This window comes from Vibrio sp. J2-4 (assembly GCF_021728155.1).
GTDB lineage: Bacteria > Pseudomonadota > Gammaproteobacteria > Enterobacterales > Vibrionaceae > Vibrio > Vibrio diabolicus.
The window spans coordinates 132,312-158,117 of record NZ_JAKKCN010000006.1 but is presented as its reverse complement, the minus strand read 5'-3'; the positions used below and the strand labels follow the sequence as shown (position 1 = coordinate 158,117).

20 protein-coding genes are annotated in these 25,806 nt (G+C 45.4%); 9 read left to right on the top strand and 11 right to left on the bottom strand.

Annotation, left to right across the window (positions count from 1 at the left end; all coding sequences use genetic code 11):
• Nucleotides 1–45: 45 nt before the first annotated feature.
• The 8 genes from L3V32_RS20005 to L3V32_RS19970 form a co-directional block, all read right to left on the bottom strand.
• The gene (locus L3V32_RS20005) at nt 46–1,362 is read right to left on the bottom strand and encodes a BatD family protein (RefSeq protein ID WP_237285024.1); all 1,317 of its coding nucleotides are present in this window, start codon (nt 1,360–1,362) and stop codon (nt 46–48) included.
• Nucleotides 1,359–3,089 (bottom strand): VWA domain-containing protein, encoded by a 1,731-nt coding sequence (locus tag L3V32_RS20000; protein WP_237285023.1) that lies wholly within the window; start codon nt 3,087–3,089, stop codon nt 1,359–1,361. Before L3V32_RS20000 ends, L3V32_RS20005 begins: the two co-directional genes overlap by 4 nt.
• Complete coding sequence (locus L3V32_RS19995; RefSeq protein WP_237285022.1) at nt 3,082–4,152, bottom strand: VWA domain-containing protein; 1,071 nt, start codon at nt 4,150–4,152, stop codon at nt 3,082–3,084. Before L3V32_RS19995 ends, L3V32_RS20000 begins: the two co-directional genes overlap by 8 nt.
• Nucleotides 4,145–4,723: a DUF4381 domain-containing protein gene (locus tag L3V32_RS19990; protein ID WP_021485215.1), complete on the bottom strand. Its 579-nt coding sequence runs from the start codon at nt 4,721–4,723 to the stop codon at nt 4,145–4,147. Before L3V32_RS19990 ends, L3V32_RS19995 begins: the two co-directional genes overlap by 8 nt.
• On the bottom strand, nt 4,724–5,686 hold the full coding sequence (locus tag L3V32_RS19985) for a DUF58 domain-containing protein (protein ID WP_015313118.1): 963 nt from the start codon (nt 5,684–5,686) through the stop codon (nt 4,724–4,726).
• Between the two features lie 12 nt (nt 5,687–5,698).
• Nucleotides 5,699–6,682 (bottom strand): MoxR family ATPase, encoded by a 984-nt coding sequence (locus L3V32_RS19980; RefSeq protein WP_005396657.1) that lies wholly within the window; start codon nt 6,680–6,682, stop codon nt 5,699–5,701.
• Between the two features lie 85 nt (nt 6,683–6,767).
• Nucleotides 6,768–8,069: an anaerobic sulfatase maturase gene (locus tag L3V32_RS19975; RefSeq protein ID WP_237285021.1), complete on the bottom strand. Its 1,302-nt coding sequence runs from the start codon at nt 8,067–8,069 to the stop codon at nt 6,768–6,770.
• A 114-nt stretch (nt 8,070–8,183) separates the two neighbouring features.
• Nucleotides 8,184–9,710, bottom strand: a complete 1,527-nt coding sequence (locus L3V32_RS19970; RefSeq protein ID WP_006742790.1) for an arylsulfatase — start codon at nt 9,708–9,710, stop codon at nt 8,184–8,186.
• A gap of 140 nt (nt 9,711–9,850) precedes the next feature.
• On the opposite strand from L3V32_RS19970, the gene L3V32_RS19965 reads away from it, so the two are divergent.
• Nucleotides 9,851–10,708 (top strand): LysR family transcriptional regulator, encoded by an 858-nt coding sequence (locus tag L3V32_RS19965; RefSeq protein WP_237285020.1) that lies wholly within the window; start codon nt 9,851–9,853, stop codon nt 10,706–10,708.
• A gap of 123 nt (nt 10,709–10,831) precedes the next feature.
• On the opposite strand, the gene L3V32_RS19960 is transcribed toward L3V32_RS19965, so the two are convergent.
• On the bottom strand, nt 10,832–12,379 hold the full coding sequence (locus L3V32_RS19960; RefSeq protein ID WP_046875994.1) for an arylsulfatase: 1,548 nt from the start codon (nt 12,377–12,379) through the stop codon (nt 10,832–10,834).
• A 330-nt stretch (nt 12,380–12,709) separates the two neighbouring features.
• On the opposite strand from L3V32_RS19960, the gene L3V32_RS19955 reads away from it, so the two are divergent.
• From L3V32_RS19955 to L3V32_RS19945, 3 genes are all read left to right on the top strand, one after another.
• On the top strand, nt 12,710–13,081 hold the full coding sequence (locus L3V32_RS19955) for a winged helix-turn-helix domain-containing protein (protein ID WP_227483998.1): 372 nt from the start codon (nt 12,710–12,712) through the stop codon (nt 13,079–13,081).
• Nucleotides 13,082–13,209: 128 nt separating this feature from the next.
• Nucleotides 13,210–15,525 (top strand): fatty acid cis/trans isomerase, encoded by a 2,316-nt coding sequence (locus L3V32_RS19950; RefSeq protein ID WP_124007921.1) that lies wholly within the window; start codon nt 13,210–13,212, stop codon nt 15,523–15,525.
• Between the two features lie 18 nt (nt 15,526–15,543).
• Nucleotides 15,544–15,735, top strand: coding sequence for a hypothetical protein (locus tag L3V32_RS19945; RefSeq protein ID WP_005376565.1), 192 nt, complete (start codon nt 15,544–15,546; stop codon nt 15,733–15,735).
• Between the two features lie 49 nt (nt 15,736–15,784).
• Here L3V32_RS19945 and torS read toward each other — a convergent pair whose 3' ends face one another.
• Nucleotides 15,785–18,748, bottom strand: a complete 2,964-nt coding sequence (gene torS, locus L3V32_RS19940; RefSeq protein WP_237285019.1) for a TMAO reductase system sensor histidine kinase/response regulator TorS — start codon at nt 18,746–18,748, stop codon at nt 15,785–15,787.
• A gap of 43 nt (nt 18,749–18,791) precedes the next feature.
• Here torS and torT point away from each other — a divergent pair, with 43 nt between their 5' ends.
• A complete protein-coding gene (gene torT / locus L3V32_RS19935) occupies nt 18,792–19,841 on the top strand; it encodes a TMAO reductase system periplasmic protein TorT (RefSeq protein WP_301615455.1) in 1,050 nt (349 codons plus the stop codon).
• Between the two features lie 64 nt (nt 19,842–19,905).
• Nucleotides 19,906–20,361 (top strand): methylglyoxal synthase, encoded by a 456-nt coding sequence (locus L3V32_RS19930; RefSeq protein WP_005376571.1) that lies wholly within the window; start codon nt 19,906–19,908, stop codon nt 20,359–20,361.
• A gap of 77 nt (nt 20,362–20,438) precedes the next feature.
• On the opposite strand, the gene helD is transcribed toward L3V32_RS19930, so the two are convergent.
• Nucleotides 20,439–22,508: a DNA helicase IV gene (gene helD, locus L3V32_RS19925; protein WP_006742784.1), complete on the bottom strand. Its 2,070-nt coding sequence runs from the start codon at nt 22,506–22,508 to the stop codon at nt 20,439–20,441.
• A gap of 323 nt (nt 22,509–22,831) precedes the next feature.
• Between helD and yccS the strand changes: the two genes are divergently transcribed.
• The 3 genes from yccS to L3V32_RS19910 all read left to right on the top strand — a co-directional run bounded on the left by yccS (nt 22,832) and on the right by L3V32_RS19910 (nt 25,783).
• A complete protein-coding gene (gene yccS / locus L3V32_RS19920; RefSeq protein ID WP_005396670.1) occupies nt 22,832–24,985 on the top strand; it encodes a YccS family putative transporter in 2,154 nt (717 codons plus the stop codon).
• Between the two features lie 184 nt (nt 24,986–25,169).
• On the top strand, nt 25,170–25,400 hold the full coding sequence (locus L3V32_RS19915; protein WP_041853076.1) for a hypothetical protein: 231 nt from the start codon (nt 25,170–25,172) through the stop codon (nt 25,398–25,400).
• A gap of 80 nt (nt 25,401–25,480) precedes the next feature.
• The gene (locus tag L3V32_RS19910) at nt 25,481–25,783 is read left to right on the top strand and encodes a hypothetical protein (RefSeq protein WP_053807815.1); all 303 of its coding nucleotides are present in this window, start codon (nt 25,481–25,483) and stop codon (nt 25,781–25,783) included.
• Nucleotides 25,784–25,806: the final 23 nt, after the last annotated feature.

Genomic DNA, 25,806 nt, shown 5'->3' with positions numbered 1-25,806 from the left:
ACTCTATTCTCTAATAAAAACGAGGCGCTATATTAGCGCCCCGTTTTATTCATTGCCATCTCTTCCAATGACTTTGTCCAGTTCTGGTAACGCTCGTAGAATACGGAATTTAAAGCGTTGTTGTTTGGTCTGGATCTTGCGCCACATCGACTTCATTAAATGAGCGCTATTTTCACCATTTTGCATTCGCGACGCACTTTTTTGCCACGATTCACTCGAATCGGCTTTGGTCATTTCCAGCTCTGCCGTATTTAAACGCAATTGTTTGTACAATACGGTCCTTGCTTCAGACCAACGTTTAGCCTTTAGCAAACGGTGGAACATCAACCATGCTGGTGTCGGTCTGTTGCGGTAGTAACGTTTAATGGCTACCAATGAAATAATCACAAAACCCAGCAATACAAGCGTAGATACAATCCATGCAAAGTACGTTTTGATGAAGGATTTCAACGTGTGCTTCGCGGCAAATGTTTTGCCCTCTAACACCACCGTTTCCACTTGCTGAGTCTTACTGTTCCACCAACGGAACTCATAATCTGGCAGGGTTAATTCACCACCTTGTTGAATCACGTACACGCTCTCTTCTGTGCGTGTTGACTGGTAATCACCACGTGTTTGCGTATCTGTAAGACGGTGCGGTTGAGGATACGCTTGGTAACGGGTTGTTGATTCTCCTTTCAACAAGTCTGGTAGCAACACAGATAGCGAATCTTGAGCTGAAATGGTGATTTTACGCGTGATTGCATCCCCAACTTTGAGTGACTCAGTGGAGGTTTCCCACTCTTGTTTTACGTCTACGTGCGTTGCAGAAAACCAAGGAGTGTCACCGCTCAACAATCCCAATGGCAAGACAGTTTTGAACTTAATCGGCTGCGTGTAAAGGGTACCTGACACCTTCTCGCCGTCCGGTGCTGACACCTGAACGCCCACTGCGACAGGTGGAATCACAAAATCACCAGATGCTTGTGGATACAAAGTCACTTCCCAGCGTTGACGCGACCAAGTTTGTCCGCCCTTGTGCTCCGTGAAGTTAGTGGCTAACTGATTACGCTGTTTGGCGATAACATTGGGCATTTCAATACTGCCAATTCGCGTCCCACCCGTAAACCAGCGCGGCGTTGCCACTTCGATGGTTAAAATGACTTGCTCGTTGACACTAAAACTTGGCGTTTTACGCTTTTCCCCAGCCGTTGGTTGTTGACCGACCCACGCTTGCAACTCAACACCATGATTGCGTTGAAGATCGTAAATATCCTGAGCGAAAACGTGACGACTTACGAACAGACTCAAACAAACCACTAACCATGCCACTATCCTTGCAGGAAGTGCAAAAGAGGTCACGCGATGGGCATTCATCATCATTGGGCAGCCTCCTCTGTATTGTGTTCCGTTGTCGTAGTTGAGCTACCCGTTGTTGGCGAGCGTAATTGAATTTGAAATTTAGCGCGTAAGAAATACTTCGGATCCGCTTCGACTCGCTTTAGCCACTTGTCGGCTAATTCTTGGCTACCTAAGATGTCGTCTGCGCTTAACGTCTCTTTAATCATCAACTCTGCTGACGTTTGTTCATCCGCTCCTTCTGCGGTTTGAGGGTTGTCGCCTAGCTCGGTTGACGCCTCTTGCTCTGTTCCTGCTTGACTCTCACTCATCTGATTTATCTCATCGACGATGCCAGTAATCACTTTCAAGTTGTGCTCAACATCAGGTCTTAACGACTCGTTCAACGTTGGCTTGCTGGCTAAGGATTTTAACAAGTCGCGAGCAGCCAAATATTCACGTTGGCGCGCCAATGCGCTCGCCGCATTGTAAAGACCGTAATCTCGAACCTCTTCGGACGGGTCGTTTTGCATTTCCAAAAACGCACTGTGCGCGAGCTCAAACTCGCTAGCGTAGTAGTACGCCGTGCCTTTGCGTAATGGATCGACAAAGTGTTTTGCAGCGTCTAAATACGCTTGTTGGTTGAACAAACGCTGTCCTTGTTGGTCTGGCGTCAGCCACAAATCCCACCACCATTGCGCCACCTTGTCGAAGGTCGTCACTTTTTGCACAACTTGTGGCTGTTCGGCTTTAACAGAAATGTTCTCTGCCATTGCACTGGTCGGCATCAACAGTGTACCGCTCACCATTGCAATCACGCACCACTGCACTAACCACCCTTTTCTAAACCACAGCATCATGATCAACGCGATTGGGAACAGCAGTTGATAACCCATGTCTTTCCAAGGCATTGAAGATTCTCCATTAAGCTGCATATTGCGCTCAACGTATCGATTCAGTTGTTCGATATCACTGTTATCGACCGTCACTTCCACCAATCGACCGTTGGTCTGGCTGACCAGTTTTTGCAGAGAATCCAAATCCATCGGGTTGTTACTCACGATGTCTGTATTCCCCGCTGCAAGAATTAACAGTTGATAAGGTTTGCCTGCGAAATACGCTTGGTATTGCTTAATCGTGGCCGGGTTCACGCCGTCGCTCACCAACAAAACGGTGGAGCCTGGTTGACCTTGCAATTGTTGATCAATTAACGGTAGGGCTTTTTCAGCAAGCTTACCTTGCACGGGCATGATTTCTGGCGTAATAGCCGCCAAGAATGGGTCAAATACTTTGCTGTCTTGAGTCACAGGCATCGCCACATGAGCACTGCCCGCAAATACGACTAAACCCGTTTTTCCGCCTTTTCGCGCAGCTAATAAATCGCGTATTTTCTGTTTGGAACGCTCAAGGCGGCTTGGTGGGAGATCTTTTTGCAGCATCGAGTCGCTGTTATCAAGCACCACAAGCAGAGAGGCTTTATCTTCGCCAAAGGGGGAAGATTCACGTTGCCACGTTGGGCCTGCACAAATCACAATGGCGAGTAGCACAATCAGCATCAAGAGCTTAAGCGGCAGTTGCTTGCGCCAACCTCGCTCGCCTATCGTCAAAGCATTGCGTAAATGTTCGGGCAGAATATCCTTCCAGCTTGGTTTGCTTTCTTCTCGCCAGCGCAACCACACCAAGAAAAACATGGGGATCAAAGCAAGTAACCACAACGGTCGAATAAAATGAAACTGCGTAAAGAATTGCGTCCAACTAAGAGAATCAAACATCGCTCTCTCCTAATGATGATCGTGTTGCAGCCCTTCTTTTGAGTGTCGCGACGCTGAACGCGAGTAAATGCATAATGACCACTAACGCCATCAAGTAATGGTGAAGACTTTGTTTTGGGCGGTATGTGGTGCTTTCGTAAAGTTGAGGTTCCAGTTTGCCAATCTCGTCGTAGGCAGCCGACAGTTCATCACGGTTGAGTGCTTCAAACGCTTCACCGCCGGATTCTTTCGCAATGCGATGAATCGTGTCCATATCCAACGCGGTTTCACCTATCGTTTCCGGATCACCCATCGCAATCACGTGCACTCGCACGCCTTTGGCTTTCGCAACTTTCGCCGCATCAATCGGTTCGACAAAGCTGCCCGTGTCGTTGCCATCGGTTAATACAATCGCGACTTTTTCACGGTTTTGGGTTTGTTCTAAAGCACCACGCGACTTATCGCTTTGCTCAAAAACTTTAATCGCTAAGCCAATCGCATCACCAAGATGGGTACTCTGCCCTGCCATCGCCACATCGGTTTGGTTAAGCAGTTCGAGCCACACGTTTTGGTCTGCGGTAAATGGCGTTTGCACAAAAGCGGCATCACCAAAAAGTACCAAGCCTAATCGGTCACCTTTACGAGACTGAACAAACTCCGTCAGCACTTCTTTTGCCGCATCAAGGCGAGAAATTTTTTCGCCCGTACGAGAGGTGAAATCAGGCTCAGCCATGGACCCAGAAAGATCCACCACGACCATAACATCGCGCCCTAAACTCTCGCGAACTTGAGGCTCGCCTAACACGGTGGGTTTGGCCATCGCACACACCACCAAAAGCCATGAGAGAATTAACGTTGCTCGTTGCCACCAGCTTGGGGTTAACTGGCTTGCACCTTCTGATGGCGTCTCGCCAATCGCTTCCACCAACTGACTAAAAAACGGTACTTTGATCGCCATTTGCTTAGTGCGATATGCAGGCACCAAGCAGTACACCACCAATGGCAGCGGCAAAATCAGAAACCACATTGGGTGAGCAAATTCAAAACCAGACAAACCAGTTAGCGATACAAGAAGATCATTCATGTTGACCTCCCTGATTTGCTTTGCGTTTCAATAATGGAGATTTCTTTGCCGCGCTTTTTTGAGCATCACAGCGGTGTTCACTCACCCAGTTTTTCGCACGAGCAATAAGCGTTACTCGCTCTTCGTTGGTTAGCATAACGCTTGGGTCAACAATACTTTGTAGCCAGCGCTTTGAAAGCTCATCGTTAAAGACCACTTGCGAGTTTGCTTGAGAATCTCCGGTTTGCGGATATAGCGCATCGAGCTTGCGCAAAAAGGCGGTATCAAACAATTTCGCGTTACGGCTATCAACATGAATCAACACAATTTTAAGCACAGAGAACAATGCTTTAGGCATGCCTTTGTCGCTCGGTTTGATTTGCGAAATCGTCAACAGAGCTTCTTGTCGGTAGCGGTTACACCACCACTGTTGAGCCAAACGATACGCGACATACACTAATGCAATGAGCGCAACCGCCGCTAAAATTTTCCAGCCAATAGTTTGCGGATACCAACTCACGCTTGGTGGCACGGCCACATCATGTAGCTCTCTGAGTATGTAGGTACTCGGAGGCGTAGGAAGACCACTCATTTAACGCCCTCCTACCAGTTTTTGAAATTGTTTAATGTGCTCGCCTGTCGTATCGAGTTCGATGTGCGGAAGGTGTTTCATCGCCATAAGTTGAGAGAGTGATTGACGCTGTAAGCTAGTTCGAGCCTCAAGCTTTGCGCTCGCGGCTTCTACCTTTGCTTTGCTGTCTAAATTGAGTTGATACTGCCCATCACCAACCACCCATTTCGATTTTGCCAAATCGTCTGGTAGCGCTTGTTCTAATGGGTCACTGACCATCACTGCGAGAACATCGTTGTGCTGTTGTAGCTGTTTAAGGTGATCAAGGTGGTGCTCCTCGCAGTCGCTCCAGTCGCTGATAAAAATCAATGTGGATTGTTTGAGCTTCATGCGTTTAATGAGCTCAATCCATTGACTGAACGTCACTTTTTCGGAATTGCGGGAGTCCACATTGAGCGATTGATTGGCTTTAGCGAGACGCTTAAGTTGAGCCAGAAGATCGTTTTGCGAACGCTGCGCCTTGCTGTGAAACAGCGCCTGTTGGGATGCGATGACAAAACCAACTCGGTCGCCATCTTTTAACACGCGCCACCCGCACATGGCCGCGATTTCTGCCGCGACAACCGATTTCATTACTTGCGTCGAAGCAAAAAACATTGCGCTGCGCTGGTCGACACACACGATCACGTTGCGATCTTTTTCTTCGGTGTAGCTGCGCACGTGCGGCTTGCCTGTGCGCATCGTGACTTTCCAATCCAGGTTACGAATGTCGTCACCCAATTGATAATGGCGCAGCTCTTCGAAGTTCAATCCACGACCGCGAAACAGCGAATTGTGGCGGCCTGAGAGTACGCTGCCCGCTTTTAGATGAGGAAGTAAACTGAATGATTCTGCTTGTGCTTGCAAACGTACTAAACGAGCGTAATCGCAGTACAAACGGGGATCCATCCCCTGTGATTTTGGCGCAAGAGTTGGCTTAGCCATAATGCCTCCCGCTTATCCAATTTCTACACAATCTAGCAGCTCTTGCACGACGCGTTGGTGATCGACTCCGTCTGCTAGTGCATCGTAGGTCAAAGAAAAACGGTGGCCCAGTACAGACGGAACCATGGCTCGCACATCGTCAGGAGTGACATGGTCACGTCCTTGCATCCACGCATACGCACGAGCGCATTTGTCTAGTGCGATGGAAGCACGGGGACTAGAGCCAATCTCAATCCATTTTGCTAAGTTTGAATCGGCATAACGCTCTGGCTTACGAGTCGCCATCACTAACGCGACAATGTAGTTTTCCACTAGGTCTGATACCACGATGTTTGGTAACTGACGGCGCGCTTCTAGCACCACGTCAGGTTCGATGTGTTTTGGCGTAATAATTTCGCTGCTGGTTTCCGCACCTAATTCTTCACTGCGCACCAAACGAATGATGTCACGTTCGGCTTCATCTTCTGGGTAATCGACGGTAACCTTCATGATAAAACGGTCCATTTGTGCTTCTGGCAGCGGATACGTGCCCTCTTGTTCTACTGGGTTTTGCGTTGCAAGCACCATAAACAAGTCTGGCAATACGTGAGTTTTATCACCTACCGTGATTGTGCCTTCGGCCATGGCTTCAAGCAATGCTGCTTGTACTTTGGCTGGCGCACGGTTGACCTCATCGGCAAGCACTATGCTGTTAAAAATTGGCCCTGGCTGAAAATGGAGTTGCGGCTTGCCATCCAACTCTTGATAAACCTCGGTTCCCGTCACGTCCGATGGCAAAAGGTCCGGCGTAAACTGGATTCGACCAAAACTGGTGTTTAACAAGTTGGCCAACGATTTTACAGAACGTGTTTTTGCCGTTCCCGGCAAACCTTCTAGAAGAATGTGCCCGTTCGTTAATAACCCGATGACTAAAGCTCGAACCACGTGGCTTTGTCCAATGACGCTTTTTTCTGTTTGTTCGATGAGTTCTTTTATCGCTTGTTGTGCGTGGTTCATAGGGTACCTTTTCAGTGGTTTAAGCCATCTTTTCAATAGTTAAGTATAAGAACAAATGAAATAACTTAAGGTTATATTCACTATGTTATCTTTGCGGTTCTTCAGATTGGAGAAGCTGTGCAAGACCAACCAACATCGGTAACGCGTAATCAAAGAACATTTTGATTCCCGAACACAGATAGTTTAGTCCAGCCTCGCCATTCGGCGTTTTGATCAGACGGTTTTTCGGACACTCGCCCCAGCAATAAGGCAAGTAGGGACACTGCTTACAATACGTCGGCAAAGATTCGCGTTTTGCCATGCCAAAGGTGTATTGTCGTGTAGAGAATGCCATGTCATTCAATGAGTGTTCATGAATGTTGGCGAGTTTGTATTCTGGGTATACATAGTGGTCGCAACTGAACACGTCGCCATTGTGCTCAATCGCCAAGCCTTTGCCACAAAACTCAGCTGTCACGCAAAGCTGAGACGGTTTCCCCATTACTTGCGCTACCGCGGTTTCAAACAGGTTAACCAGTACACGGCCAAGATCGTTATTCACCCACTCTTCAAAGGTGGTCATTAAAAAGCGTCCCCAGTCTTCAGGATCGACCGACCAATCCGTCACTACAGACATTGGATGACCCGGTTTCGCCAGCTCACTGCCTTTGGTTGGGATCATCTGTTCGTTCCAAAACTGCGGTGCGGTTGTTTGGAAGTCGTTCGCTTCAACCACCGGTGCAAACTGAATGTATGTCACACCCAATTCTTGGGTTAAAAATCGATACACTTCGAGCGGGTATTTCGCATTGTGTCGATTCACCGTCACCAACGCGTTGAATTTCACGCCATGTGCTTGGAGCTTATCTACCGCTTTCATCACCAGATCAAACGTCGGCTTACCGCTGCGGGTTTTGCGATATTTGTCGTGCAGCTCTCGTGGCCCATCAATCGACAAGCCAACTAGGAAGTTGTGCTCTTTTAAAAACGCACACCACTCATCGTTTAGCAAAATGCCGTTGGTCTGAAGGTCGTTTTCAATGCGAACGCCTTTCGGCTGATGTTTCTTTTGCAGAGCTACAACATTGCGGAAATAGTCCAACCCAAGTAGCGTTGGCTCACCGCCCTGCCATGAGAAAACAATTTCTTCGCCATCCTGACTTTCGATGTAGCTTTTCACGAACGCTTCCAGTGTTGCATCGTCCATTTTTGGCTGCTTTTCTTGGTGCAATAGATTTTCTTTATGCAGATAAAAGCAGTACTGACAATCGATATTGCATTTTGCTCCGCCTGGCTTTGCCATCACATGGAATCGACGGTCGTACGCACCCGGAACCGTTGCTTTAGACGCCGTTTTAAGAGGCACAATAGGCATAGTAGTAGAATGGCGAGGGGAAATCTTACTCATACGTTTCTCACTATTTAATATACCCAAATAACCTCGCAAGCGTAGTGCAGTAAACGGGAAGCTATTTGGGTATATAGCGCTCCGAAGAGCGCTATGGATTATCGATGTTCTTTATTACTTAGAAGACTTAGGTACGAATGAACCTGCTTCCATGCGAGGTGGGAACTCTTTAAACGTACCCATTACCTCTTTCACTTTCTCTACCGCTGGCATCATTAGGAATGAACGCTCGTACATCCAACGAGAGTAACCCATACCTTGGTCACCACGTTCGAATGGATCGATACTCAAGTCGAAGATCAATGGAACACGAAGTTTAGTGAAAGGCTTACGCCATACATCCATGCCCGTTTCATTCTCTTGAATCATAAAGTGGAACTTGTACTTTCCTTGACGTAATGCCACAAGATCGCCGTCATCGCTCCAGTAAACGAATTCGTTACGAGCAGATTTGTCTGACTTACCCGTTAGATATGGCAGTTGGTTGTAACCATCTAGGTGAACTTTATAGTCCATATCACCAACTTTCTTACCTTTTAGTAATTCATCTTTAACTTTGGTGTCACCCGCTGCAGCAACCAATGTCGGGAAGAAATCCTCTAATGACATCATGCCGTTGAACGTTTTACCTGCTTCGATGTTTCCAGGCCATTTAATCAACATCGGCACACGGAAACTGCCTTCCCAGCCAGTGTTTTTCTCAGAGCGGAATGGTGTCATCCCTGCATCAGGCCACAAATCAACCATAGGGCCGTTGTCAGTGGTGTAAACAATGATTGTATTGTCATCCACACCCAACTCTTTGATCTTGTTAAGTAGTTGACCAATTTGATCATCGTGCTGCTTAACACCATCCGCGTAGAAACCAGCGCCTGTTTTACCTTGGTATTCTTCAGGAACATGCGTGAAGTTGTGCATGCGAGTGGTGTTAAACCAAGTAAAGAACGGCTTATCCGCTTTTACTTGTTTTTCTATGAAGGTTTCCGCGGCATCAAGGAATTCACCGTCAACATTTTCCATACGCTTACGCGTAAGTGGACCGGTATCTTCAATTTTGCCGTCAGCGTAAGAGTGGATTACGCCACGAGGGCCAAATTTCTTCTTGAACTCTGGATCTTTAGGATAATCCACGTTCTCTGGCTCTTCTTCCGCGTTCAAGTGATATAGGTTGCCGAAAAACTCATCAAAACCGTGGTTGGTAGGAAGGTGTTCGTCTCGGTCGCCTAAATGGTTCTTACCAAATTGTCCGGTTGCATAACCCATTTGCTTAAGCACGGTTGCAATCGTTGGATCTTTTTCCGAGATACCTTGCGGAGCGCCTGGTAAGCCCACTTTTGATAGACCAGTACGTTTTGGCATTTGACCAGTAATGAATGCAGAACGGCCTGCTGTCGAACTTTGCTGTGCGTAGAAGTTAGTGAACTTCGCACCTTCTTTAGCAATGCTATCGATGTTCGGCGTGTTGTACGCCATCATGCCTTGGTTGTAGGTACTAAGGTTCCAGTAACCAACATCATCACCAAAGATGACAAGAATGTTGGGTTTGTCCGCTGCGTGTGCAACTGCAGATGCAGCGCCTAATGCTAACGTACATGCGTTAAGTACGAGTTTTTTACTGCTCGTTTTGGTCGCATTTTTCATATTATCTCCAAGAGTTCGCTAGTGCGTAAAAATGGTATTCGCTTTTCAATACCATTGTTGATATAAGATAAAGCACTAATTTCAGGCGATAAATGCAGTCAGAATTAGTTAACCTATAAATTAAATTTATGAGTAACGTTATGGACTTGAATTTGATCCAAACTTTTCTTGTTGTCGCGGAGTTCCAATCTTATACAAAAGCCGCGGAACAATTGGGGCTGACACAACCCGCTGTGAGCGCTGCAATAAAGCGTTTAGAACAAGTGGTCGATAAGCAATTATTTGTCAAAAAAGGGCGAGGAATCGCACTAACATCCACCGCCTATCAACTGCTTCCACAATTCCAGCAAGCGGTTAATATCATTGATAATGCGATATCCGATAAGAATCATTTTGAAGTGTGTTGTTCCGAAATTTTATTGCACATTATGGACCCGATAAAGAACACTATTTTTTATGAATCGCCACCCGAAAAGTTCTTATTATTTGAGCTTCTAAGGCAACAAAAAGTCGATCTTGTAATTGATACTGTTATCACAAAAGATGCAGCGTTTATTATTGAAGATGCCTACGAAGAAGAGGCGGTGGTTATCTGTCGTGAGAATCATCCCCGCGTGCAAGGCTCGCTCTCAAAAGAACAGTTTTATGAGGAAACTCACTGTTTGTTTTCAGGGAAATGGAACAACATGAGCGGTTTTGAACAGCTATCCCAAGAAACTATTCAAGAGAGAAAAATCGATTTGATCACATCTTCGCTTGCTGGTATGGCGTTGTACGTCGCGCAACGCGATTGTTTAGGCTTAGTGTCTCAATCTTTTGCAAACAAATGGAGTAAAGCACTTAAGCTTCAAGTTCTGCAGTGCCCTATTTCTATATGCGCTATCCCTTACAAGTTTGTTTACCACAAGCGAGAGATGAACAACCCTGCTCATATTGCGCTACGTGAAAAAATTAAAGCGAACTTAACGGCTGCGCACTATGAGCCAGTTTCCTTGTAGGCCTTGTTAATTCGCATTTTCTTTGCCATTCGTTGCTCTGAAAGCTTTTATTAGACGGAAAAAAGAGGCTCATATGAGCCTCTTTTCTATATGGTTGCATGGTATTGCTTACGTAGCACTAGCCTACTTATTTGGGTTCTCTTTTAATTTCTCCATCACTTGATCGAGCGAGAAGCTTGCCGCTTTTTGCCTTGGTGGAAACTCTTTAAACGTTTCGAGGAATCGTCCTACGTAAGCTTGGGCAGGAACCAGCATATAAGCACGGTCTAGCATCCAATCATAGTAGGTGTTGGAAGTGATATCTGCCACTTCGTAAGGGTCCATACGTAAATTGAAGATCTTAGGAACTCGAAGTGTGGTGAATGGTTCCGCCCAAATGCGCAGCGTACCTTTTGCTCGTTGCTCCATGAAAACCAGTTTCCACTTGTTATAACGAAGTGCGGTTAAGTCTCCATCATCCGAGAAGTAAAAAATCTCTTCACGCGGTGCTTTCTCTTCTTTGCCAGTTAAATATGGCAGGAAGTTGTAACCATCGAGATGCACTTTGAATTTCTTACCATTCGCACTATAGCCTTTGAGTAATTTCTCTTTGATACTGTCATCACCCGCGGCAGCAACGAAAGTTGGCATCCAGTCCATATGGTGCATGATATCATTCGAGACAGAGCCAGCTTTAATTTTACCCGGCCAACGTACCATCGCAGGGACTCGATACGCACCTTCCCAGTTAGTATTTTTCTCTCCACGGAATGGCGTTGTACCTGCATCTGGCCACGAGTTCATGTGTGGACCATTATCGGTTGAATAAAAGACTATCGTGTTGTCTTTTATGCCCAAATCGTCCACTTTTTTCAGTAGTTGGCCGACATGATTATCATGCTCGACCATGCCATCTGCATACTCACTGATGCCTGTTTTTCCCGAATTCTCTTCTTTCACGTGGGTGCGGAAATGCATACGCGTTGCGTTCCACCAGACGAAGAAAGGTTTTTCAGCTTTGACGGCACGATCCATAAAATCGAGCGCCGCATCCAACGTCTCTTCATCCACGGTTTCCATACGCTTGCGAGTCAGAGGCCCGGTGTCCTCGATTTTGCCGTCAGCGTACGAGCGAATAACGCCTCGTGGACCAAACTTTTTACGAAACTCTGGATCTTTAGGGTAATCGACGTTTTCTGGTTCTTCCTCGGCGTTCAAGTGATAAAGGTTGCCAAAAAATTCATCGAAGCCGTGGTTAGTAGGCAGGTGTTCGTCTTTGTCGCCTAAATGATTTTTACCAAATTGACCCGTCATATAGCCCATCGGCTTCAACATTTCGGCAATGGTGGCATCTTCTTCCTTCAAGCCAAGATCTGCGCCAGGAAGCCCTACTTTACTTAAACCCGTTCTAAGGACGGTCTGGCCGGTGATAAAAGTAGAACGGCCCGCAGTACAAGATTGTTCACCGTAATAATCCGTGAACATCATGCCCTCTTTCGCGATGCTGTCTATGTTTGGTGTTTTGTATCCCATCAAGCCGAAGGTGTAAGCACTGAGATTGGACTGGCCAATATCATCACCCCAAATGACGAGAATGTTAGGTTTCTCTGCCGCGATACTGCTACTTGTCGCGCCAATTAAGGCGGCGGCAAGAATCGCTAATCGACGTTTTACGCCATATTTCGCTGTCATATAAACCTCTGTGTGTATTAGAAAAGAGCTTCCTGCAACAGAATGTATAGTCTAGAAATAGTGGATAAGCGAATCTTAGAAATAAGAACTTTAGAGACATTAACAGCTGCTCTAGTCCCCAAAATAGCTGATTATTTACTTTAGAAATTGTGGTAGTACTTATTGATTTGGCGATTTAAATTGGTGCTCGTTCCCTCGTAGAGTTATTTCTTCCATATCAGAATTTTGATATGACTCCGACATATTGCATTACAAATAAAGTACAGCATTGATTTCACGCCAACATTAATGATAATAGTTTTTACTATCATTAATAATTAAAATGCCAATATGTTTGAGTCTACCCTTTCGTCTGCTCCTAAGACGGCAGCTTCCGATAACGGTCTCAATAATGAATATGAGCTCGTACTGGACAAGCACAGCCATACTGTGATGATAAATCGTCCGCCAGACAAAAAGTTAGTTCAGCTTACAAGCGTTCAATTCGAGCTGCTCCGTACTCTGACTCATTATCAAGATCAAGTACTTAGCAAACCTTTCCTTTATGAAACGGTACTGAAGCGCACGTTCTCAGAGCATGACCGCGCACTCGATATGCACATTAGTAGAATAAGAAAACGACTGGTTAGCGAAGGGATTAACGCGGATCGAATTCAGACCGTTCATCGACAAGGTTATGTATTTAAGCATGCGAAAAAGTAAAGAAATCGCGGCGAATTGCTCCAACTTTTGGTAATTGACCGCTTATTTTGCTTTAATTAATGCAAATTCTAATCACGTAAAATAACTCAACGAATTTGCGCTTAATTTTTATACTTTGCATTGCTACATTGTTTGCTGGCTGTGCAACCTATGCGGGCCTTAACTATGACCAACTGTTTGGTCCACAGCTCGTTCGTGAACGTACGGCGGACGTAGCTACACCTCAAGCAAACTTCTTCCAAAGCGAAGTCAAACCCATTATGGATAACCGCTGTGTCGTCTGTCATGCGTGCTACGATGCACCATGTCAGCTTAAGCTTTCTTCAGTTGAGGGTATTGACCGTGGCGCGAGCAAAGCACTGGTATATGAAGGAACAAGACTTACTGCCGCCGCGCCAACACGCTTATTCGAAGATGCAGAAACAACCCAAGAGTGGCGCGATGCGGGTTTTCATCCGGTACTTAACGAACGTGATCAGAGCATGGCGGCCAACATTGATGCAGGCCTCATTGCACGTTTGCTACAACAAAAAGAACGCCACCCGCTGCCTGATCAAGTCCAGTTAGAAGGTTTTGATTTTTCGATAGACCGAGAACAAACCTGTCCAACAATTGAAGAGTACGAACAGTACGAAAAAGATAACCCAACCTGGGGAATGCCTTTTGGTATGCCAAACCTATCAAACAGTGAATACCACACACTGATGACTTGGCTGGAAAACGGCGCGATAATGAACGTTCACCAACCAATTAGTGAACAAGAGCAAGCTCAAATCGACAAGTATGAAACTTTGCTCAATCGCGCTGATCTAAAAAATCAACTGATGGCTCGCTATATTTACGAGCATTTGTTTTTGTCTCACCTCTACTTTTCAGAGCTCACTGAAGATCCTCGATTCTTTACATTAGTTCGTTCTTCTACTCCACCGGGGCAACCAGTAAAACGTATTTCAACACGTCGCCCGTACGATGATCCCGGGGTTGAGCGCGTGTTTTATCGAATTATTCCAGAACAAGGGACGATTGTAGATAAAACGCACATGCCGTTCGCGTTAAACAAGCAACGTATTGAAAACTGGAACACATGGTTTATCGATGCTGATTACACGGTTAATCAACTACCGAGTTATGAACCTGAAGTTGCTGCAAACCCGATGACATCATTTATCGATCTTCCGGTTAAATCACGCTTCAAGTTTATGTTGGACAATGCGCAAAACACGATCATGGCTTACATTAAAGGGCCTGTTTGTCGTGGCCAACTTGCACTGAATGTTATCAATGATCGCTTTTGGATATTCTTTCTAGATCCAGATAAAGCAGATATCCCGGAAGTAAATGAGTTTTACCGATCTCAGGCTGATAACCTAAGACTGCCAGCAGAGCAGGAAAGCAACACGCTGCCTGTTACCAACTGGGTTAAATACGCGCGTCAGCAAGCTCGCTACCTAGAAGCCAAGTCTGAATTTACCAATAACTGGTTTAAGGAAGGCGAAAACCTATCCACCGACGTAATTTGGGACGGTAATGGCACCAACCACAATGCGGCATTAACGATTTTCCGCCACTTTGACAGCGCGTCAGTCGTACAAGGGTTAGTTGGCGAGCAGCCGAAAACGGTATGGATTCTTGACTACGCGTTACTAGAACGCATCCACTATTTGCTCGTTGCTGGGTTTGATGTGTACGGCAACTTCGGCCATCAACTCATGACACGAATGTTCATGGACTTCTTGCGTCTGGAAGGCGAAAGTAACTTTATCTCGTTGCTGCCAACCGACATGCGTCATGAACTGCAATCAAGCTGGTATAAAGATCAAAGTCCACAGTTAAGTGACTTTTTACAACGCAACGTGAAGCCATTTAACCAACCAACCAGCGTCGAGTACAAAACTGACGATCCAAAAACAGAGTTAGTCGAGTTGCTTAGAGAACGAGTTTCAGATGTTCTTCTTCCGCGCTACGAGATTAAAGATACTGAGCTTTCTGCTCAAAGTGAAAAACAGCTCCAACGTATTGGCCAAGTTCGTGGAGAAGGCCTGAAAACCGTTCCGCAAATCACCATGCTTATGGTGAGAAGCCAGTCTGGAAAAGATGAGTTATTCACCCTACTTCACAATAATGCACACACGAATATTTCTAGCTTGTTTGATGAAGAAAGCAACCGCGACTTTGCTAACGATGATATGACCATCGTACGTGGCGTTGTGGGAAGCTACCCAGCGGCATTTTTCTCGATCAACGAAAATCAAGTAAAAGAATTTGTCGATCAATTTAGTGCCATCCAAAATGAATCCGATTACGTTAAGTTATTGGATAATTTTGCGATTCGCAGAAGCTCAGAAAAATTCTGGCCGTTTAGCGATCGTCTGCACAATTGGTACCGTACAAAACAACCGATCGAATTTGGATTACTTGACTATAATCGTTTTGAGAATCGATGATGATTTAAGGGGGTTCTCATGGGTATCCGAGATAACATTGCCGCTCTTGAACAACAGATTTACGTTGCTTGTTCTGAGGGAGACTACGAAACGGTCAACATGCTTGAGCATCAACTCGAATACTTGCGTGGCAAAGTGGAGCATCCTTTTGATGACGACCCTTATGCCCTAGACACTCGATTCGAGTGGGAAGATGACATGACCGAATAGAAAAAACCTCCGGCTTGCCGGAGGTTTTTGTTTTTGGGATGCAATTGATTTACTTCGCCATCAACTCATCAAGAGCTTGAATTGATTCAGACACTTGAGACACCAATTGATCTTTAGTCTCCATGTAGGTATCTAAAGGTTGAGGCGCAGCTTCAATTTCTTGGCAAGAGTTCATTAATGCCGTAAGCCCTAAACTCCCTGCGCTGCCTTTTAGTTTGTGAGCAAGGTTCTTCACTTCTTTACTGTCATTACCACCAGCAGACGCTTGCAGCTTGCTTAGTACATCGGCACTGGTCGTTCTAAACAGATTAATGATGTGCAACATCTTCTCTCTGCCCAAGATTTTCATATCGGACTCAATCACGCTCGGGTTAATGATGACCACATCTGATTCCTCTGCTTTAGGGACTTGAACAACCTTTGATTGTATCGCTTGTTCTTGAGGTGAAGTTTGATCAAACGGGGTACAGTCGGCATTTTGTGGCAACAACAACGGTTTTCCATCCAGCGCATCCTGTATCAATGCCGCTAGGGCTTCTTTTGCCAATGGTTTAGGTAAATACCCGTCAAAACCTGCAGCTAAATAGCGCTCAACTTCTTCGGCAAAAACGTGCGCAGACACTGCAATCATAGGCGTAGCAGCAAGGGCTTTATTGGCTGGTTTGTTACATTCAATTTGTTTCAAACGTTGGATTAACTCGGTTCCATCACAGTCTGGCAAGTTGATGTCGACTAAAGCGATATCAAAATCCTGCGTGCTGATCAGTTGCTCTGCTTGTGAGCCGTTTTCTGCCATCACGACCTGGTGGCCCATGCTTTCTAAAAAGCCTTCCGCAACCACTCGGTTTACTTCATTGTCTTCTACCAACAAGACTTTCGCTTTCACTTTGCAGCGCGCGGTTGCCACTGCACCGGTTTCAACAGGTTCACTTTCCTCTAATGGAATGGAGAACCAGAATCGACTGCCATGTCCTTCTTCAGAATCGACTTCTAAAATACCGCCCATCGCTTCAATGATTCGTTTACTGATGGCAAGGCCAAGCCCCGTTCCTCCAGTTTGACTCATCCCACCTTCGGCTTGCGTGAAGGCATCAAACAACGTTCTCTGATCTTTTTTGGCAATACCTATCCCGGTATCTGATACTTCGAATAGGACTTGCGACTCATCCTCTGGGTTGAGGCTAACGTAGATATCAATTTCACCTTCGTCAGTAAATTTAATCGCGTTTCCGACAAGGTTGTTAAGCACTTGACTGATTCTGGTGACATCCCCTTTCCAATAGCGACTTACATCACTTTCAATATGATAGGAAAACAACAGCTTCTTCTCTTGAGCTCGGCTGTTCATTAACTGGAAAGTGTCTTCAACCATTTGGTGTAAATCGAAGCCCATGTGGCGAATCTCTAAATGCCCTGCTTCAATCTTGGAGTAGTCCAGCACATCATTCAGAATCGCGAGCAACGTTTTACCACTGCGGTTGATGATTTCCGCATAACGCTTTTGAATAGGGTTGAGGCCTGAATCAATCAACAAACGTGCCGTTCCGAGCACTCCATTCATCGGCGTTCTGATCTCATGGCTCATGGTCGCCAAGAATGCTGATTTAGCTCGACTCGCTTGCTCTGCTTGCTTACGAGCTTTCGCGTGATTCAAAACCTCTTCATTCAAACGGCGGTTCGCTTGTTTTAACTGCGAAGTGCGTTGCTCAACGAGCTCTTCCAAATGCTCTTTGTGCTCTTCGAGCTCTCGCTTGGCTTGAGCTTCTCCCTCTGCGACCACTTTTAGCGCTTGAGCTGTATTTCGAGCCGTGATGATAGCTTGCCCCATATGCGCTAGCTCATCTTTGCCTTTTACCTCCAGCTCGACGGCTAAGTTACCCTGCGCCACAGAAAGCAGCGCGGCAGAGTACTCTGCCAATCGCTTAACCACAGAAAGGTATACAACACGCCATAAAATCAGCACCAACACAATCAAACCAACAATTGAAATCACCGTTAGAGACCACTGAGCGAATTTCAGCGTGCTCGTCAATTCATCCACAGCAACGGTTGTCGTTTTGTTTGAATCATCAACCAATTTGTTTACGGTGCCATTCAGCTCCGAAAACAATTCCAGTGTCTTTTGCATCAGTTGTTGAGATTGTTCATTATTCTCATACTGCTGCATCAAAATAGTGAACACGACTTGACGCTTACCGAGCTCCGTTAATAGTTGGCTCATTTGTTTAGAGCGAGTGGGATCTTCCACGGCAAGCACACGGCGCTTCATGATTTTGAGATTACCTTCAAAATCACTTTGCACCTGCTGGATTCGCTCAATATTGGTTAATGTGCGAGCTTCTTCAATTTGATTCAGCATTTTAAAAGCCAATAAGTGCAGCTCATGCAATCGCTCTGTCAGATCTAGATCCACTTCCACCAGCGCATCTAGTGCCTGATAAACTTGCGATTTTTTATTCGATTCTAATAAGTCATAGATGTGTGTGACGTTAGCAACGGCAATGGTGCTCGTGTTCTGAACTTGCGTGCGAGTTAGCTGTTCCAACTCTTCACTCAGTAAGCGCATCTCTTCGACACGAGTATCAATCTCTTTTGCCAGCCACAGCTTTCTTTCAACCGAAACACCAAGTTCTGCCAAGTTGTCGATAACGTTCTGGACGTTACTCTCGAGATCTTCTAGCAATTGAGAATCAAACGACTCACTCCCCAGCTCTTTGATATGAGTAAGCAATGATTCGAGCTGTTCGAAAAGCACACGCCCAGACTCTTTTCTTTCCTGCTCGTTTCTTGCGTTCGATAACAGTTGTACAGACGAAATGATGCGAGTACTCAACTCAGAGACTTGCCTCGCTTCAATCATGGCGGGAATTGCAGAATCCACGACATTTCTTTCCGTCTTGGCAACTAAAGAAAATCCAGACACACCAATAAGTGCCGATAACATAACCAGCATTGCCATCGCAATGAAAGACAATAAGAGTTTACGACCGATGCTTGCGGTTGCTAGCAACATATTTTCATGACCTTAATGTTCGTGTTCAGCGACATATTACGTTATATTTTGCAGTGTTTACTTAATCTATGCCAACGAACTTCATTTCATGGTTAAAAATCAACACGCATTTCGCACAATTTTCAAACATTCTGCAGTCACATTAGCCCTTGTCGCTTCTTTACCAGTGGTTGCAGTAGAAAAAGTATGTGCCATTTACCCTCACCTAAAGGATTCATACTGGTTATCAGTAAACTATGGAATGGTGTCCGAAGCGAAAAAAGAAGGCGTCGAGCTGAGAGTCCTTGAAGCGGGTGGCTACCCAAACAAAACGCGTCAAGAGCAACAACTCGCACTGTGCAGCCAATGGGGAGCAGATGCGATTGTCCTTGGGACCGTGGACCCACAAGCCTATGAACATTCGCTTAAGAATTGGGTCGGAAACATTCCTGTCTTTGCTACTGTGAACCAACTCGATCTGGATGAAGAGCAAAGTGAGCTGTTAAAAGGTACGGTCGGTGTTGACTGGCACTGGATGGGATACGAAGCAGGAAAATATCTGGCTGCTCGCCATCCAAAGGGATCAGGAAAAACAAACATTGCCTTACTTTTGGGGCCGCGTACTCGTGGAGGCACGAAGCCCGTGACTGCCGGATTTTATGAAGCGATCCAAGGAAGTGATATCAACATCGTTGACTCGTTTTGGGCAGACAACGACAAAGAGTTACAGCGTAACCTGGTTCAGCGTGTGATTGATATGGGAAATATAGATTATATCGTTGGCAGCGCGGTTGCGATTGAAGCCGCTATCAGTGAACTGCGTAGCGCAGGCAAAGCTGAGGAGATCGGCTTGGTTTCTGTGTACTTAAGCCACGGTGTTTACCGAGGCCTATTGCGTAACAAAGTACTCTTCGCGCCAACAGATAAAATGGTGCAGCAAGGCAGGCTTTCCGTCATGCAAGCAGCGCATTACTTAAGGGGAAAAGAGTATGACAAACATGCCTCACCAACGATCAAACCACTGACTCCGAAGACACTTCATGACGATACGATCGAAGAATCGTTATCTCCGTCAGAATATAGGCCGACATTCCGTGTTAAGGCTGTTGATTGAAAGACAAAAAACGTGTTCTATTGAATAACAACAATTTTAAAATCATACAAACGGAAACATCTTGATGCAAAAAACCATTCGTACCATGCCAACCCACAAACATGTGGCTTTGGTTGCCCATGACAACTGCAAACCTGAGCTACTTCGCTGGGTAAAAGAAAACAAAGAAAAACTGCAGAGTCACTTTCTTTACGCGACAGGCACAACCGGGCACATGTTGAGCAAAGAAACTGGACTGGCGATTAAGAGCATGATCAGTGGCCCAATGGGCGGTGACCAACAACTTGGCGCGCTCATTTCAGAAGGTAAGATCGACGTTCTCGTTTTCTTCTGGGATCCGCTAAACGCCGTACCTCACGACCCAGACGTTAAAGCGCTTCTTCGTATTGCTAGCGTTTGGAATATTCCTGTGGCAACGAACCGAGCCACCGCTAAGTTCTTGTTTAACTCCCCTCTTCTTGAGCAAGAAGTGGATATTGAAGTACCGGATTACGAAGCGTATCTTGCTGAACGCATGTAAGCTTTGATGCCAACCGAATAACGTAAAGGCGATACTGAGTATCGCCTTTATTATTTCTAAAATTCAGAACTCTGCCTTCAACGCGAAGTGATGATCGGATAATCACCATTGACGAGCTCTTGAACAAATGCGGACCCAGCGCCAGTGTGCGTAATCCAAACCTTCTCTTTCGCACGCGTAATCGCCACGTAAAACAGCCTGCGCTCTTCTGCGTGAGGGAATTTGTCTTTGGACTCGGTCAATGCGCCATCAATGTGAATTTGCTTCTTCTTCGCAGGGAATTGCCCCTCATCCACAGAAAGAATAATGACAAAATCAGCCTCTCGCCCTTTACTCGCATGGCAAGTCATAAAACGAATATCGAGATTAGGAAAACGTCGCAACCAATCGTCATACAAGTCGGGCTTGTGATAATGATTACGTCCTAACAATAAAACTGACTTGGTTTGCTTGGCTTGTTGATTCAATTGATCCAAGATCTTTTCAACTTGGTTACTCGGTGCGGTATGCACACTCTTCTGCTTACGTTGCTTGTGGCTATTAAGTGTTTTCGGCAATTGCGATGGGTTTTGCTGAACAAAAGTGTTTGCCACATCACCAATCTGATTGTTGAAACGATAAGTCGTATCTAGATGATGAACGGTAGAGTGAGCAAAGCGCTCTTTAAACCCAGTAATAAGATCGACGTCCGCACCAGCGAACTGATAGATGGCCTGCCAGTCATCACCAACCGCAAACAACGTCGCACCCGCTTGTTTCTGTGTGGATTCACACAGTGCTTCAATCAGTGCTAAACGGTCTGGAGAGATATCTTGGTACTCATCGACCATAATGAAGCGCCATGGGGAGACAAATTTCCCTTTATTTACATAATCTGTCGCACGACTGATCATGGTAGGGAAATCCACTTGATTGCTTTCTTTAAGCATTTTCTGCCACGCCGTAAAACATGGCCAACACAAGGCGAGTTCGCTGTTTAAACGAGTATAGTCTTGGTGATTTACCAACTTTTCTTGCACTTGCTTTTTGGTTAGCCCTACCGCAGCTAAGTGAGACAGCTGAGAGTCTAGCCACGCGATCAGTTTTGGGTTTTCTGAGTGACTTCCTAACTCATCGTCCCCTTTTAAATAGGCAATCGGCCATTTGTCTAAATGTTTTTGCCAACGTTTAAAGTTAGTAGGCGTCATCCAGTGCTTTTTCAGCCAATCTACACACCATGCTGTTCGCTGGTTGTCATCTAACGCCAACGGACTGATCTCAACAGGCTGTTGCTCAACTTGATTGAGTATATATAAGCCTAGTTGATGGAACGTATTCACACGCACACCGTCTGCGGCCATGCCTACTTTATCCACTAAACGCTCTTTCATTTCAGTCGCGGCATCACGACCGAAAGCCAGCATAAGCAACTCTTCTGCTTGAGCCTGGTGGCTTTGCAACAAGTATGCAACTCGAGCCGTTAAAACACTGGTTTTGCCAGAGCCTGCGCCAGCAAGGACTAAGTTGTGATCATCGTTAAGCAACACCGCATATTGCTGGGATAAGTTTAAAGGCGAAGATTCTATGCGATTAAACAGCACTTCCCAATTCGGACGTTCTTCCTCAAGCCAATCACGATTACGCTCACCAAGCGTCGCAGACGTATCAATAAGCCAAGGTTCGATTTCCGCCATGCGATTCGGCATCCGCATTTTGGCTTCTTCTAGAGTGGTTTTCATTTCGCTTAACTCTTGGTTAAGACTTTCCACCCAGGAGACCACTTGAGAGTGCGATAGATAGGCAGGAAGATGCTTAAGTTTGTAGAGCTCTTCTTCCCACTTAGGTAGATACTCAGCCAGTTTTCGGCACTGAGTATTGTGCCATTCTTGATACTGACGAACAGCTTCAAGAGCAAACTTACGGCATTGTGGCCACGGTAGCCCTTGTACTAGCCAGCTTTGTTGTTTGCCTTCGTGCTCATGAGCAAAAAACTGCAAAGAGCTCCATAACAACCCACGCTTTACGCTAACTTTGCCATTCCAGATCGTAAAAGGAATATGTTCTTCACTGCCTATTGAGCTTAATAAAACACTGTTCTCTTTTATTTCGACGTGATGGTACTCATTTTGAATAAAAAACTGTGCTTTGCTAGTGGCAGTGAGCTGCATGAAACGTGCGCCTTTTAATTTAGAAGTTGTCGATTTATATCATTTTAAGGCGCCAAATTGTAGCAATGGCGAGCACCTAAGTAAGCATCTTCTTTTATTCTTTAATAAAATTCACATTACTGTCGATTTAGTAACCTAAAGCTCATTCTATTTGAAGCTGACTTTACAATTATAGACACATTGCGTGGCTGCTTTAGTATAAGTCAATGACATCCCTGTTGATTTTATCAGCAACAACGAATTTTTCTTAAAGTAAATCATAAACGCGCTATAGTGGGTTTGGTAGTATTCCCCCGTTCTTCATCGGAAACATAAGGCGCATTGTGCAAGCAACTTCTAAATTTCGGCTCTACTGGGCAAACAAGACCATAAATTACAGCGTTCTTATCCTAATCACCTTACTGGGTGTGGTTATCCCGACTTGGTACTTCGAGCAAAACACGCTGATCACGCCTCTAATATTGGGCGTTATTGCTGCTGCTTTGGCAGAGAGTGATGACAGCTTCACTGGGCGCATCAAGGCGCTGATTCTGACCTTTCTCTGTTTTGCGCTCGCCGCTTTCTCAATTGAAATCTTGTTCGACACCCCTTGGGCATTTGCATTAGGGTTATTTATCTCAACCTTTGGTTTTATCATTCTTGGAGCGATAGGTCCTAAATACGCGAGCATTGCTTTTGGCTCTTTGCTGATCGCCATTTACACCATGCTTGGTGCGCATGAAAGTACTAACATTTGGTTTCAGCCACTACTGCTTTTAACTGGTGCTGCTTGGTATTACTTCATGTCGATGATTTGGCAGATATTTTGGCCTCTTCAGCCTGTGCAACAAAGCTTAGCCAATGTGTTCTTCCAAATGGCAAATTATCTCGATGCGAAAGCCAAGCTCTTTCACCCTGTCACCAACCTAACGCCACAGCCACTTCGGATTGAAGCCGCCAAGTGCAACGCAGCGACGGTGATGGCGCTAAACGCTTGCAAAGCCACATTACTAAACCGCTCGAAACGCGGCCACATTGATGGCCCTAGTGACCGATTCTTAAATATCTACTTCATCGCTCAAGACATCCACGAACGAGTCAGCTCTAGCCATTACCGCTATCAAGATTTAGCAACTGAATTTGAACGTTCTGATGTGCTGTTTCGTTTTAAATATCTTTTGGAATCTCAAGCCCAAGCGTGTCGCGATATTGCATTAGCGATTCAGCTAGGGAATGAATACTCACATACCGATCAGTCCATCTTGGCCTTAGCTGAAGTGCAAAATTCACTTGCTTACTTAGAAGAACAAAAGCAAGGACACTGGAAACGTCTGCTAATGCAGTTAACATATTTATTCAATAACTTAGCGACGGTAGAAAAGCAACTGAATAACATTAACAACCCAGATGTTGAGGGCCTAGAGGAAGATACGCTCGCCGATACTAACCCGCACACATTAAAAGCCATGTGGCAGCGTATATCCGCGAATTTACACAAAGATTCGATGCTGTTTCGACACGCATTGCGTATGTCGATTGCCTTGACGATTGGTTATGGAATCATTCAAGTATTCAACATCGACCGAGGTTACTGGATACTCTTAACCACTCTCTTCGTGTGTCAGCCGAACTACAGCGCAACACGTCAAAAACTGACAGCGCGAGTCATAGGCACATTAGCTGGTTTGTTAATTGGCGTACCATTACTGACTTTCTTCCCTTCTCAAGAAAGCCAGTTAGTATTCATCGTTATTTCTGGCGTGATGTTTTTCGCCTTTCGGATGAACAATTACGGATACGCAACCGGTTTTATCACACTACTGGTCCTCTTCTTATTCAACCAGTTAGGTGAAGGTTACGCGGTTGTGCTTCCTCGACTAGCTGATACCCTCATAGGGTGTGTACTTGCTGTAGGAGCCGTACTGGTTATTTTGCCAGATTGGCAATCGAGAAGGCTGCACAAAGTCATGTCGGATGCGATAGATGCTAACAAACAGTATCTCGATCAGATCATTGGTCAGTATCGAATTGGTAAAAAGGACAACTTGAGCTATCGCATTGCTCGTCGTCAGGCCCATAACAGTGATGCCTCACTTTCTTCTGCCATCAGTACAATGCTTGCGGAACCTGGTAAATATCGTGCTGCCGTTGATGAGAGCTTCCGCTTCTTAACGTTAAATCACGCAATGCTGAACTATATTTCTGCTCTTGGCGCGCACCGAACTCGCATTGAAGATGAGTCTATTCATAAGCTCGTTTTAGATGCACACCGCTGTATTCATCAGCATTTAGACGTCCTCCATAAACAGCTTCACCAGCATTGCGAAGAGTGCGATTTATCTAATATTGACGACGCGGGACTTGAGCAACGCTTAAATGAGTGGCGAGATGAAGATGATAGTTCCGCTCGCATGGTATTGCAGCAACTTCACCTTATCTACCGCATGCTCCCAGAGCTACATTCACTCGCCAGTAAGTTTGCAGTGAGGGTTAACTAGTAACACACGCATATAAAAGGGAAGCGGATTGTCGCTTCCTTTTTTCTTTCTACTTTTCTATCTACCCCAAAGTGGGTAATTATGTACCTTCATAGGAAAAATCTGACGTATCACTTAACGCACCTTGACAATATTCGGACAAAAAGCAATCGATCAAATTCTAATCTATCTAGGTTGAATAAATATGTTGTATCCAAAGGACGAAGAATTTCGGGAAATGAAGGATAAACCGAATTACAACGAGGGTATTGAGATGAACGCGCAACAATTTAATGAACTTAAACAAAAGCTCAGCGATTTAACGGCGAGTCAGTTGAAATCATTACAGGGTGAGATAAGCGTAAAGTTAAACAAAACGCAAAACCCAGTACTTTCAGTTGAAGAGCGAGAAATGCTTTCTAAACTGTTTGCTTAATCAAATCATTGATATAAAACACTTGAACGTTTTATAAACTCCACCTATGCTCTCATTAGCATAGTATTGGGAGTGGTGATATGCCTGTATCAGGAATTCAATCTGGGCAACAAATTGTTCAGATGTCACAGCAGATGGCTGAAAAAGCCGCGCATGGCATTAATGATAATTTAGGTAAAGTGAAAGAAGAGATCGCTTCTCACAACATCGATTTGGCTAAAGTGGCAGATGTCGCAATAACCGCTTCAACTCCTAGCCTCCCCTCTCAAAAAGTTGAATCACTCATCAACCTTACGCAAGCTGCAGGTTACAACCGAGTGGGTGCGTCCGTCATTGAGAAAAACAATGAAGTCATTGGCAGCTTACTCGATATTCACGTCTAAAACTTCTTAGTTCCGACCTGTCA